Raw genomic sequence first — 12,124 nt, 5'->3', positions numbered from 1 at the left:
CCGGAGGACCGGGCGGCCATTCCTTCCGAGCCATCGAGGGCAACGCGCCATCAGCCATACCCGGTCCTCCCGGACCGCCTCACATTCTTAGGGAAACGAGCCATGAGCGTCATCGTCATCGCCTATACCACCCTGGACGGAGTCGTCACCGACCCGGACGGCTCCGCGGGCACGCCGCTGGGCGGCTGGATGTTCCGGTACGGGCCGGAGGCCGTCACCGGCGACAAGTTCCGCCTCGGCCGCACCCTGGACGAGGGCGTCCTGCTTCTCGGCCGCGGCACCTGGCAGCACTTCTCCCAGCTGTGGCCCACCCGCGACGACGCCTTCTCGCTGCGGATGAACGCCGCCGCCAAGCTGGTCGCCTCCCGCACCCTCCCCGACGCCTCCGGCTGGGCCAACTCCCGCCTCCTCGAAGGCGACCTGATCGACGCGGTCAAGCGGGAGGAGCGCGACGTGATCGTCACCGGCAGCCTCGACATCGTCGAGCAGCTGATGGCCGCCGACCTGGTCGACGAGTACCGCCTGATCACGTTCCCCGCCGTCCTCGGCGCCGGCCGCCGCCTCTTCCCCGCCGAAGGCCCTCACCTCGACCTCGAACGCACCATCGCCGAACCGGTCGGCGCCGCCCTCTACACCGTCCACCGCCGCGCCATCTGACACCACGTCACCAAACGGGGGCGCCGGTCCACACGGGGGGACCGGCGCCCGAACGCGCTTGAACGTCGGAGGCGCGGTGGGCACTCTTGGCACATGACCGAGAGAATCGAGACCCCCGGCCGTCGGTGAGCGAGCCGACCGGGACGCGACACCCCGGACCTGACACGCCGCTGTTCGAGCTGGGGCGGCGAACACCTGACGATCCGTTGCTTCGCCCTGCCGTGCGCCGCCGACGGAGCGCGGGACGGGCGCCGTCGACACCCGAGGAAAGACACCAGGCGGCCGCCGAGATCGCCCGGCTTCTCGACCGGCACTTCGCCGAGGCGACCGCCGAGCCGAGCGAGCTGTTCGGCCTGGCCGCGGACCGCTACCTGGCGACCTTCTCGATACAGGGCCCGTCCTTCGGCGACTACCCGCACACGACCGCCGTGCTGGACACCCAGCTGAGCTGGCTCGCCCGGCTGGGACCGTCGGTCGAACGCTTCCGCTCCGCCGCGTACCTTGCCGCCACCTTGAGCAACGGGGCGCAGTGGGAGCCATGGCGTGCCCAGTGTGAGGGCCTGCTGGCCCTGCTCGACCGGGACGACTGGGTTGCCGCCGCCCGATCCGCGTTGCGGGCCGGCGACCCCCGGATCCGGCAACTGGCCGAATTCTCTTCCTACCGGCGGTGGTTCCGCGCCCTTCGCGACGCCTAGCTGCCGCCGGCCAGGCCGCCCGGGAGGCGGAGGGCCGCCGGCTCGGGGTCGGTGGGGGCGGTCGGGCGCGTGCACCGGGCGATCCACGGCGTCCCCCGGGTGCGTGGGCCGGGCTGCCGGGTGGGGGAGGGGCGGGCACGCTGGGGGTGTACGCGAGGAGAGGGGTGACGGGATGCGGCCGATACTCGTGACGGGCGGGACGGGGAAGCTGGGGCACGCGGTGGTGCGCGGGTTGCTGTCCCGGGGCCATCCGGTGCGGGTGCTGAGCCGCAGCGCGCACACGCCGGGGGAGCACGGCTGGGCGGTCGGGGACCTGGTGACCGGCCGGGGAGTGGACGCGGCGATAGCGGGGTGCCGGGCGGTGGTGCACTGCGCGACCACCAACGGGAAGCAGGACGTGACGGCGACCCGCCGGCTGGTCGAGGCGGCGCGCACGGCGCAGGTCACCCACCTGCTGTACGTGTCGATCGTCGGGGTGGACCGGGTGCCGCTCGGCTACTACCGGGCGAAGGCGGAGGCCGAGCGGCTGGTCGCGGAGTCCGGCCTGGGCTGGACGGTGCTGCGGGCCACCCAGTTCCACGACCTGCTGCTGCGGATGTTCGACGGCCTGTCGAAGGCGCCGGTGGTGGTGCTGCCGCGCGGCCTGGCCTTCCAGCCGGTGGACGTCCGGGACGTCGCGGAGCGCCTGGTGGAGCTGGCCGAGGCCGGGCCGTCGGGCCGGGCGGCGGACTTCGGCGGTCCGCAGGTGCGAGTGGTGGAGGAGCTGGCGGCGGCGTACCTGGCGGCGCGCGGCCGGCGCCGTCCGGTGCTGCGGCTGCCGGTGGGCGGGCGCAGCATGCGGGCGCTGCGGGCGGGCGGGAACCTGGCGCCGGAGCACCGGGCGGGGCGGATCACCTTCGACGAGGTGCTGGTGGAGCGCTTCGGGGCTTGAACACACCGACGGGTTGTCAACCAGGGTTGACGCGACTCACTCTGTCAACCTATGTTGACAACATGAGCGAGACGAAGCAGCTCGCGGCGGACGCGAGCAGCGGCGACCCGGCTATCGGCCTGCGGGCCGTGCGGGCGCTGCGCGACCTGGCCGACCGCCTGGAGGAGCTCCAGGTCGGCAATGCCCGGGGCCAGGGCTGGTCCTGGCACGAGATCGCGGTCTGCCTGGGGGTCAGCAGGCAGGCCGTGCACAAGAAGTACGCGCGTCGGACGGCGGAGAAGGGCGGGGACTGACATGTTCGAACGGTTCAGTGACGCGGCGCGGCGCACGGTGGAGCTGTCCCGCGCCGAAGCGGAGCGGATGCACCACGAGTACATCGGCACCGAGCACCTGCTGCTCGGCCTGCTGAACCAGCCGCAGGACCCGGCCGCCCGGGTGCTGGCCCGGTTCGGGCTGGACCTGGCGGGCGGGCGCAGCGCGGTGGCCCGGCTGCTGGGCGCGCCGGACGACGCGCAGGACGGCATGGCGCTGGCCGCGATCGGCGTCGACCTGGCGGCGGTGCGCGAGGCGGTGGAGGCGACCTTCGGCCCGGGCGCGCTGGACGCCCCCGCGCCGGCCGCGCGACGCTCGCGCCGGGGCGGGCCGCGCTTCACCGACCGGGCGAAGAAGGTGCTGGAGCTGTCCCTGCGCGCGGCCGTCGGCCAGGGGGTCCGCCGGATCGAGGCCGGACACCTGCTGCTCGGGACGGTCCGGGAGGGCGGCGGCCTGGCGGTGCGGGTGCTCCGGGAGAGCGGCGTGGACCTCGCCGACCTCGAGCGGGAGGTGGAAAGGGTACTGGTCTAGCGCGTGGCGGCGGCGGTCGAGGCACGGTGCGATTACAACTGGGGCGCTGGCCGATGAAGGTCGAACGCGCTCCTTGGCGTGGGGTAACCGGTGGGTTAACGTCTTTGAGCCAGCGATCGCTGGGTACAGATCCACATCTCCGGTACAGCGCAGTGTTTCTGTCTTACTGCTGGCATGCCCATGCCCTGGCTAGGAGGACCGCTTTGACCACCCCTGTGACCACTGGACGCCGTCGGCTGTTGGCCGTACCGGCCGTTCTGGCACTGGCCCTGACCGCCGCCTGCTCCAACAGCTCCTCGGACGGCGGCGGCTCCGGCTCCTCCGCCGCCGCGCTCACCGGGGACTGCGCCAAGTACCAGGCGTACGCCGGCCACTCCGGGACCAAGGTCACCATGTACGCCTCGATCCTGTCGCCCGAGTCGGACTCGCTGGAGAAGTCCTGGGCCGACTTCAGCGCCTGTACCGGCATCAAGATCGTCTACGAGGGCTCCAACGACTTCGAGTCGCAGCTCCCGGTCCGGGTGGCCGGCGGCAACGCGCCCGACTTCGCGATCATCCCGCAGCCCGGACTGCTGGCCCAGATGGTGAAGTCCGGCAAGGTGGTCAAGCCGCCGCAGCAGACGGTCGACAACGAGAACAAGTGGTCGCCGGTCTGGAAGAGCTACGGCTCGGTCAACGGCACCTTCTACGCCGCGCCGATGAGCGCCAACATGAAGTCGCTGGTCTGGTACTCGCCCAAGGCGTTCAAGGCCGCCGGGCTGGAGGTCCCGAAGACCTGGGCCGACCTGATGGCGCTCAGCGGCAAGGTCGCGCAGGCGGGCGCGATGAAGCCGTGGTGCGGCGGCATCGGCTCCGGCACCGCGACCGGCTGGCCGGCCACCGACTGGCTGGAGGAGGTCGTGCTCGGCTCGTACGGCGGCGACGTCTACGACCAGTGGGTCAGCCACCAGGTGAAGTTCTCCGACGACAAGATCACCGGCGCGATGAAGACGGTCGCCGACTGGATGCAGAACCCGGCCTGGGTGAACGGCGGCTTCGGCGACGTGAAGTCGATCGCCACCACCACCTTCCAGGACGCCGGCACGCCGATCCTCAGCGGCAAGTGCGCGATGCTGCAGCAGGCCTCCTTCTACCGCGCCCAGTGGCCCAAGGGCACCAGCATCGGCCCGGACGGCGACGTCTTCGCCTTCCACCTGCCGGCGGTGAACGCGCAGGTCAGCAACCCGGTCGAGGGTGGCGGCGAGTTCCTGGCGGCGTTCTCCGACCGGCCCGAGGTGCAGGCCGTGCAGAACTACCTGTCCAGCTCCGAGTGGGCGAGCAGCCGGGTGAAGGTCTCGCAGGGCTGGGTCTCCGCCAACCAGGGCGTGGACAAGAGCCTGTACACCGACCCGATCGACAAGCTCTCCGCCGAGGCGCTCACCGACCCGGCCGCGACCTTCCGGTTCGACGCCTCCGACCTGATGCCGGCCGCGGTCGGCTCGGGCGCCGAGTGGAAGGCACTGACCGCCTGGTTCGCCGAGGGGCAGACCATCCAGAAGACGGCGGGCGACATCGACGCGGCCTGGCCGCAGTAACGCCCACCGTCGGGCAGCGCGGGACCACCCGCCCGCGCTGCCCCTCTCCATGCCTTGAGGAAGGACCCTCCGTATGCCCACCGAATCCCGGCTGGCCGGACCGGCGCTCCAGCTCGCCGACTCGGCGTGGACGGACGCGGCGATCAAGTTCGGCAACAGCGCAGGCGCGATCCTGGCCTTCCTCGGCATCCTGCTGGCCGTCTTCTTCGCGGCCGGCCGCGCCACCGGCCGGTTCGCCCGGCCGCTGGCGATCGTGCTGATGCTCGGCCCGGCGATCGTGCTGCTGCTGGTCGGCCTGGTGGTGCCGCTGCTGCGCACCACCTACCTGAGCTTCTACAACGACGACTCGACGCGCTTCCTCGGTGGGCGCAACTACGGGTGGGCGGCGACCAGTTCGCACATCCACGACGTGCTGCTGACCACCCTGCTGTGGCTGGTGATCGCCCCGGTGGTGGCCACCGGCCTCGGCCTGGTGCTTGCCCTGCTGGTGGACCGGCTGCGCGGGCAGGCGATCTACAAGTCGCTGATCTTCATGCCGATGGCGATCTCGCTGGTCGGCGCCTCGATCATCTTCAAGCTGGTCTACGAGTCCCGCGGGCCCGGCCAGAACCAGGTCGGCCTGCTCAGCCAGCTCGCCGTCGGCCTGGGCTGGAACGACCCGCCGAACTGGATCCTCTCCCAGCCGCTGAACAACTTCCTGCTGATGGCCGTCATGGTCTGGGTGCAGACCGGCTTCGCCATGGTGGTGCTCTCCGCCGCGATCAAGGCCATCCCGGACGAGATCACCGAGGCCGCTCGGCTGGACGGCGCCAAGGGCCTGCGGCTGTTCTGGTTCGTCACCGTGCCGATGATCCGCACCACGCTGATCGTGGTGCTCACCACCATCATGATCATCACGCTGAAGGCCTTCGACATCGTCCGCACCATGACCGGCGGCAACTTCGGCACCCAGGTGCTCGCCAACGAGATGTACGCGCAGAGCTTCGAGCAGTACAACGTCGGCCGCGGCAGTGCCCTCGCCGTGATCCTCTTCCTCGCCGTGGCCCCGCTGGTGGTCTACAACATCGTCCTGCTGCGCAAGGAGCGTGCGACCCGATGAGCTCTCAGCCCGCCGCGCCCGAGCAGGCCCTCGCCGACACGCCGCCCGGCACCCCCGAACTGCCGCCCGCCAAGGCGGTCCGCAAGGTCTTCAGCAGCCCGCTGGCCACCGTCTTCGTGCTGGCCGTGACGGTGCTGTGGACCATCCCCACCGTCGGCCTGCTGGTCACCTCGCTGCGCCCGAAGGAAGACGTCGCCTCCACCGGCTGGTGGGAGGCGTTCGTCCACCCCGACTTCGGGCTGGACAACTACCGCTCGGTGCTCTTCGACAACGGGTTCAACACCTCCGGCGGCCTGCTGCCGTACCTGGTGAACTCGGTGGCGATCGCCGTCCCGGCGACGATCTTCCCGCTGGTGCTGGCGTCGATGGCGGCGTACGCGCTGGCCTGGGTGCGGTTCCGGGGCAGCGACACGGTCTTCTTCGTGATCTTCGCGCTGCAGGTGGTGCCGCTGCAGATGGCGCTGATCCCGCTGCTGCGGCTGTTCTCCGGCGGGGCGCACCTGGGGTCGGTGGCGCTGATCCCGGCGCTCAACCTGAAGGACACCTACGTGCCGGTCTGGCTCGCGCACACCATGTTCGCGCTGCCGCTGGCGATCTTCCTGCTGCACAACTTCATCGCCCAACTGCCGCGGGACCTGATGGAGGCGGCGGTGGTGGACGGCGCCTCGCACTTCAAGATCTTCCGGTCGATCGTGCTCCCGTTGTGCACCCCGGCGCTGGCCTCCTTCGCGATCTTCCAGTTCCTGTGGGTGTGGAACGACCTGCTGGTGGCGCTCACCTTCGCCGGCGGCACCCCGGCGGTCGCGCCGATGACCGCCCGGCTGGCCCAGCTCTCCGGCTCCAACGCCAGCCACTGGGAGCTGCTCACCGCGGGCGCCTTCCTGTCGATGATCATCCCGCTGGCGGTCTTCTTCGCGCTGCAGCGGTACTTCGTCCGCGGCCTGTTGGCCGGGTCCGTCAAGGGCTGACGGAGCGTCACCGGGCCGGTCGGCGACCGGCTACCGGATGGCCGGAAGTTGTGGACCGGATGTGAGGGTTTCGCGGACGCGCCGGGGTCGGAGCCGGTAGGACGGAGGGCGGCAATATCTGCCGTTCATCCGGTCATCCGACCTTGGGGGGTTGGCGTGAAGTTCAGAAAACGGCTCGCCGGGCTGCTCGTGGCCCTGCTCGCCTCGACCGGGCTGATGGCGGTGCCCGCACACGCGGACACCACCGCGGTCCTCGGCAACAACACGGTGGGCAGCGCCACCGACACCGGTGACTCCAACTACATCAACACCTCCCGCTTCGTGACCGGCGCCAGCGGCGGCACCGTCACCAGCGTCAGCGTGTACGTCGGCTCGGTCGGCACCACACCCGGCGACCAGTACCAGGTGGCGGTCTACGGCGACGTGGCCGGCAAGCCCGGCCCGCTGCTCGGCTCCTCCACCTCCGGCACGCTCACCGGGCACGCCTGGAACACCCTGCCGGTGGCCGCGACCCTCGCGCCGAACACGCCGTACTGGCTGGCGTACAACTCCAACGGCGCCTCCGCCGCGGTCAACAACCTGAACTACTCCACCGGCGGCCAGAGCGGCTACTCCACCGGCGGTACGGCGTTCGGGACCTGGCCGACCAGCTTCGGCGCGGTCTCCACCGGTTCGCTGAACTACTCGATCTACGCCACCTACACGCCGTCCGGCGGCAGCGGCGGCCAGCCCGGCAGCGGCCCGGGCAACGAGGGCCCGATCCTGCTGGTCACCGACCCGGCCAACCCGTACAGCTCGTACTACGGCGAACTGCTCAAGGCCGAGGGCCTGAACTACTACAAGCTCGCGGACCTGAGCACCGTCACCTCCGCGATGCTGTCCTCGTACGACGTGGTGCTGCTGGCCGAGAACCAGCTGACGGCCACTCAGGTGTCGATGTTCAGCACCTGGGTGAACGGCGGCGGCAGGCTGGTGGCGATGCGGCCCGACAAGCAGCTCGCACCGCTGCTCGGCCTCACCACCAGCACCGACACGCTGGCCGACGCGTACCTGAAGATCGACACCACCGCGGCGCCGGGCACCGGACTGGTCTCCGACACCATCGGCTACCACGGCACCGCCGACCGCTACACGCTGAACGGCGCGACCGCCGTCGCCACCCTGTACAGCGACGTGTCCGTGGCCACCGCCAACCCGGCGGTCACCCTGCGCACCGCCGGATCCGGTCAGGCCGCGGCGTTCACCTTCGACCTCGCCAAGTCCGTCGTGCAGACCCGCCAGGGCAACATCGCCTGGGGCGGCCAGCAGCGCGACAACGTGGACGGCATCGAGGCCAGCGAGATGTTCTTCGGCACCGGCGGCCAGCAGAACTGGAACAACCTCGACAAGGCGCAGATCCCGATCGCCGACGAGCAGCAGCGGCTGCTCGCCAACCTGATCACCACCATGGACTCGGCCAAGAAGCCGCTGCCGCGCTTCTGGTACTTCCCGCGGGACGTCAAGGCCGTCGTGGTGATGACCGGTGACGACCACGGCATCGGCGGTACCCGCGGTCGGTTCGACGGCTTCATCGCGCAGAGCCCGAACGGCTGCAACGTCGCCAACTGGGAGTGCGTGCGCGCCTCGTCGTACATCTACACCGACGACCCGATGACCGACGCCCAGGCCAAGGCCTACTCCGACCAGGGCTTCGAGATCGGCGTGCACGTCACCACCAACTGCCAGCCCTGGGGCACCCCGGCCGACCTGCAGACGATGTACGCCACCCAGCTCGGCGCCTGGAAGGCCAAGTACACCTCGCTGCCCAGCCCGGACAGCACCCGCACGCACTGCGTGGAGTGGGACGACTGGTCCACCCAGGCCAAGACCAAGCTGGCCAACGGCATCCGGCTGGACACCGATTACTACTACTACCCGGCCGCCTTCGTGCAGGACCGGCCCGGCTTCTTCAACGGCACCGGCATGCCGATGAAGTACGCCGACGCCGACGGCACGGTCATCAACGAGTACCAGGCCACCACCGAACTGACCGACGAGTCCGGGCAGTCCATGCCGAGCACCGTCAACACGCTGCTGGACAACGCCTACGGCAGCAAGGGCTACTACGCGGTGGTGACGGCCAACATCCACACCGACTACGCCGCATCCACCTCGTCCGACCAGGTGATCGCCGCCGCCAAGGCGCACGGCACCCCGGTGGTCTCCGGCCGCCAGCTGCTCAACTGGCTGGACGGGCGCAACGGTTCGGCGTTCTCCCAGATGTCCTGGAGCAGCAACGCGCTGAGCTTCAGCATCACCGGCGGCACCAACGGGCTGCGTGCGATGGTCCCGGTGAACTCGGCGGCGGGCACCCTCACCGGCATCAAGCAGGGCACCACCGCGGTCTCCTACCGGATCGAGACCATCCACGGCGTCTCGTACGCGTTCTTCGACGGCAACGTCGGCGCGTACACCGCGACCTACGGCACGGATACCGTCCCGCCGACCGTCACCGGCTCGGTCCCGGCGAACGGCGCCACCGGCGTCGCCGCCACCGCCCCGGTGAAGGCCTCGTTCAGCGAGCCGGTCAACGCCGGCACCGTCAACTCCACCACCGTCACCCTGAAGACCACCAGCGGTGGCACCCCGGTGGCCGGCACCGTCGCACTGGACGCGGCCACCAACACCGTCACCTTCACCCCGAGCGCCGCGCTCGCGCTCAGCACCGGCTACACGCTGACCGTGCAGAACGTGAAGGACCTGGTCGGCAACACCCAGACCGCGGCCTACACCGCGGCCTTCACCACCGCCGGCGCGCCGCCGCAGACCATCGGCAACAGCGCGATCGGCACCCTGCTGGACGACACCGACTCCAACCACCTCAACGGGTCGAAGATCACCACCGGCGCCTCGCCGATCGCCCTGACCTCGCTGAGCGTGCACGTCGGCCAGACCAGCGCCTCGCCCAACAACCAGTTCCAGGTCGCGATCTACAGCGACAACGCGGGTTCGCCGGACGCCCTGCTGGCCACCAGCTCGGCCGGCACGCTGTCCGCCAACTCCTGGGCCAGCGCACCGATCACCTACACCCTGGCGCCCAACACGGCCTACTGGCTGGTCTACAACTCCAACGGCACCAGCTCCACCGTCAACAACATGCACTACAGCTCCGGGCCGGCCGGCTCCGGTGCCTACAGCAACGCCTCGGTCCCGTTCGGCACCTTCCCCGCCAGCTTCGGCCCGGCGGTCAAGGACAACCTGGTCTACTCGCTGTACGGGTCGTACTGATCCTGTCGGCCCGTCCTCAAGGGTCCCGCCGGGGCGGTTTGTGTCACAACTCTGTGACCAAGCCGCCCCGGCGGTCTTTTGAACCTGTTCAGAATTGGCTCCGACCCCCTAGAGTCACGGCACACGACCAGAAGCCGGCTGGCTGAAAGTCGTCGTTGTTCCAGCTTCTGAGGGGGTTTCATGTCGCAACCGACCGGATCCGAAGGGGAACCGCGCCCGGCAGAGACGCCGGCGAGCGCGCCTGCCGGGTCGTCACCGGACGCCGCGGCCGGTGCCGTTCCGCCGACCGCTGCCGGTTCCGCGCCGTCGGCCACTCCCTTCGCTGCTCCGTCCCCCGGTCTGGCGGACCCGTACGCGACGCCGCCGACGCTGAACAAGCCGCCGCAGCAGGCCAACCCGTACCAGCCCTACCAGTACCGGCCGCAGCAGCCGCTGCCCGAACCGGTCTGGTCCCGGCTCAGCAAGGCCCGGCCCGCGGAGCCCGCCCGGCTGCGAGTGGTGGCCGCCGCGCTCGGCTCGGGCCTGGTCAGCGCGCTGCTGCTGGGTGACGGACTCGGCGTCAACCTGCTGCTCTGCGCGCTGGCCGCGGCGGTCGGTGCGGCGCTCACCGCGCTCGGCACCGGACGCCGGCTCCGGCCCTGGCACCTGGCCTTCGGGCTCGCCGCGCTCGCGCTGATCGCGGTCCCGGCGGTCAGCGGCTCCGGTCTGGCGGTCTTCCTGGCGATCGTCGCCGCGATCTGCCTGGCCTCGCTCACCCTGCACGGCGGCACCCGCTGGGCCGGCGTGGCGATGGGCTCGCTCGGACTCTGGGGCCACTTCATCCCCGGCCTCGCCTGGGCCGTGGCGGCGCTGAAGAACCGTCAGTTTCCGGCCAGGAACCGGATGATGCCGGTGGTCAAGGCGGTCGGCGTCTCGCTGCTGCTGCTGATCGTCTTCGGCTGGCTGTTCGCGGGGGCCGACTCCACCGTCGCCGACCTGCTGGACAGCCTGGTCCCGTCGATGGACGCCGGCGAGTTCCCGCTGCGGATGGTGCTCTTCCTCGGCGGCGTGCTGCTCGCCCTCGGCGCCGCACACACCGCCGCCGCCCCGCGCCGCTGGGACCGGATGACCATGCCGGTCGGCAAGGAGCGCGGACGGCTGGAGTGGGCGATGCCCCTGGTGGTGATGAACCTGCTGTTCGGCACCTTCGTGGTGGTGCAGCTGGTGGTGCTGATCGGCGGCTACGGCTCGATCATGGCCCGCACCGGCATGACCCCCGCCGCGTACGCCCGGCAGGGCTTCTGGCAGCTGCTGTGGATCGCCCTGCTCACCCTGGTGGTGGTCGCCCTCGCCAAGTTCTGGGCGCCGCGCGGCAACGACGGCGACCGCCTGCTGGTCAAGGTGCTGCTCGGCCTGCTCTGCACCCTCACCCTGGTCGTGGTCGGCACCGCACTGGTCCGGATGAGCCTGTACATGGACGCCTTCGGCCTCACCCGGCTGCGGGTCAACGTCGCCGCGATGGAGATCTGGCTCGGCGTGGTCTTCCTGCTGGTGCTGTTCGGCTCGGTGCTCGCCAGCCGCCGCTGGCTGCCCCGCGCCGTGGTGCTCAGCGCGGCCGTCGCCCTCGCCGCGTTCGGCCTGGTGCGCACCGACGCCCTGATCGCCGAGCAGAACGTCGCCCGCTTCCACGACTCCGGCAACACCCAGCTGGACGTGGCCTACCTGCGCGGCCTGTCGGTCGACGCGGTGCCCGCACTGGACCAGCTGCCCGACGACTGGCGGACCTGCGCCCTGCAGCCGCTCGCCGCCGACCTCGACGGCGCGGCCGCCCCCTGGTACGCGATCAGCTACAGCGAGGCCCGCGCCCGGCAGATCCTGGACGCGAACCCGGTGCGGAACGACATCGGCGCGGCCTGCCGCCGGGTCGGCCTCACCTACACCTACCGGTACGACGCGCCGTAACGCCGCCCGGCGGGTGCGCGGACGGGGCAGTGAGGTCGCCCCGGACACGCACGGGCGGGGCGATGGGGTCGCCCCGGACACGCGCGGACGGGGCGATGGGGTCGCCCCGGACACGCGCGGAGGGGGTGGTGCGGGCTGCGAGCCCGCAC

At 71.0% G+C, this 12,124-nt stretch carries 10 protein-coding genes; all 10 read left to right on the top strand.

Annotation, left to right across the window (positions count from 1 at the left end; all coding sequences use genetic code 11):
- Positions 1–102 precede the first annotated feature (102 nt).
- The 10 genes from AB0K51_RS33770 to AB0K51_RS33725 all read left to right on the top strand — a co-directional run bounded on the left by AB0K51_RS33770 (position 103) and on the right by AB0K51_RS33725 (position 11,975).
- A complete protein-coding gene (locus AB0K51_RS33770; protein WP_363461959.1) occupies positions 103–657 on the top strand; it encodes a dihydrofolate reductase family protein in 555 nt (184 codons plus the stop codon).
- Between the two features lie 221 nt (positions 658–878).
- Positions 879–1,352 carry a hypothetical protein gene (locus AB0K51_RS33765; protein WP_363461958.1) on the top strand — a complete coding sequence of 158 codons (474 nt, stop codon included), beginning with the start codon at positions 879–881 and terminating at the stop codon, positions 1,350–1,352.
- A gap of 172 nt (positions 1,353–1,524) precedes the next feature.
- On the top strand, positions 1,525–2,283 hold the full coding sequence (locus AB0K51_RS33760; RefSeq protein ID WP_363461956.1) for an NAD(P)H-binding protein: 759 nt from the start codon (positions 1,525–1,527) through the stop codon (positions 2,281–2,283).
- 62 nt (positions 2,284–2,345) lie between these two features.
- Positions 2,346–2,576 carry an RNA polymerase subunit sigma-70 gene (locus AB0K51_RS33755; RefSeq protein ID WP_363461954.1) on the top strand — a complete coding sequence of 77 codons (231 nt, stop codon included), beginning with the start codon at positions 2,346–2,348 and terminating at the stop codon, positions 2,574–2,576.
- Position 2,577: 1 nt separating this feature from the next.
- Entirely contained in the window at positions 2,578–3,126 is a 549-nt protein-coding gene (locus AB0K51_RS33750) for a Clp protease N-terminal domain-containing protein (RefSeq protein WP_363461952.1), read from the top strand.
- Positions 3,127–3,329: 203 nt separating this feature from the next.
- Positions 3,330–4,700, top strand: coding sequence for an ABC transporter substrate-binding protein (locus tag AB0K51_RS33745; protein WP_363461950.1), 1,371 nt, complete (start codon positions 3,330–3,332; stop codon positions 4,698–4,700).
- 73 nt (positions 4,701–4,773) lie between these two features.
- Entirely contained in the window at positions 4,774–5,799 is a 1,026-nt protein-coding gene (locus tag AB0K51_RS33740) for a sugar ABC transporter permease (protein ID WP_363461948.1), read from the top strand.
- Positions 5,796–6,767 (top strand): carbohydrate ABC transporter permease, encoded by a 972-nt coding sequence (locus AB0K51_RS33735; RefSeq protein ID WP_363461946.1) that lies wholly within the window; start codon positions 5,796–5,798, stop codon positions 6,765–6,767. The genes AB0K51_RS33740 and AB0K51_RS33735 overlap by 4 nt, the downstream gene beginning before the upstream one ends.
- A gap of 156 nt (positions 6,768–6,923) precedes the next feature.
- Positions 6,924–10,034 (top strand): Ig-like domain-containing protein, encoded by a 3,111-nt coding sequence (locus tag AB0K51_RS33730; RefSeq protein ID WP_363461945.1) that lies wholly within the window; start codon positions 6,924–6,926, stop codon positions 10,032–10,034.
- Between the two features lie 180 nt (positions 10,035–10,214).
- Positions 10,215–11,975, top strand: a complete 1,761-nt coding sequence (locus AB0K51_RS33725) for a DUF4153 domain-containing protein (protein ID WP_363461943.1) — start codon at positions 10,215–10,217, stop codon at positions 11,973–11,975.
- The last annotated feature ends 149 nt before the right edge of the window (positions 11,976–12,124 follow it).

Origin of the sequence: Kitasatospora sp. NPDC049285, from assembly GCF_040678815.1 — a bacterium.
Lineage (GTDB): Bacteria > Actinomycetota > Actinomycetes > Streptomycetales > Streptomycetaceae > Kitasatospora.
The sequence above is the reverse complement of the archived record's forward strand: the minus strand, read 5'-3'. Positions and strand labels throughout refer to the sequence as shown.

What these genes read in the sequence shown, in the direction of transcription:
- AB0K51_RS33770 (WP_363461959.1), top strand. Translation starts at nt 103, where the DNA reads ATGAGCGTCATCGTCATCGCCTATACCACCCTGGACGGAGTCGTCACC.
- AB0K51_RS33760 (WP_363461956.1), top strand. Translation starts at nt 1,525, where the DNA reads ATGCGGCCGATACTCGTGACGGGCGGGACGGGGAAGCTGGGGCACGCG.
- AB0K51_RS33755 (WP_363461954.1), top strand. Translation starts at nt 2,346, where the DNA reads ATGAGCGAGACGAAGCAGCTCGCGGCGGACGCGAGCAGCGGCGACCCG.
- AB0K51_RS33750 (WP_363461952.1), top strand. Translation starts at nt 2,578, where the DNA reads ATGTTCGAACGGTTCAGTGACGCGGCGCGGCGCACGGTGGAGCTGTCC.
- AB0K51_RS33740 (WP_363461948.1), top strand. Translation starts at nt 4,774, where the DNA reads ATGCCCACCGAATCCCGGCTGGCCGGACCGGCGCTCCAGCTCGCCGAC.
- AB0K51_RS33735 (WP_363461946.1), top strand. Translation starts at nt 5,796, where the DNA reads ATGAGCTCTCAGCCCGCCGCGCCCGAGCAGGCCCTCGCCGACACGCCG.
- AB0K51_RS33725 (WP_363461943.1), top strand. Translation starts at nt 10,215, where the DNA reads ATGTCGCAACCGACCGGATCCGAAGGGGAACCGCGCCCGGCAGAGACG.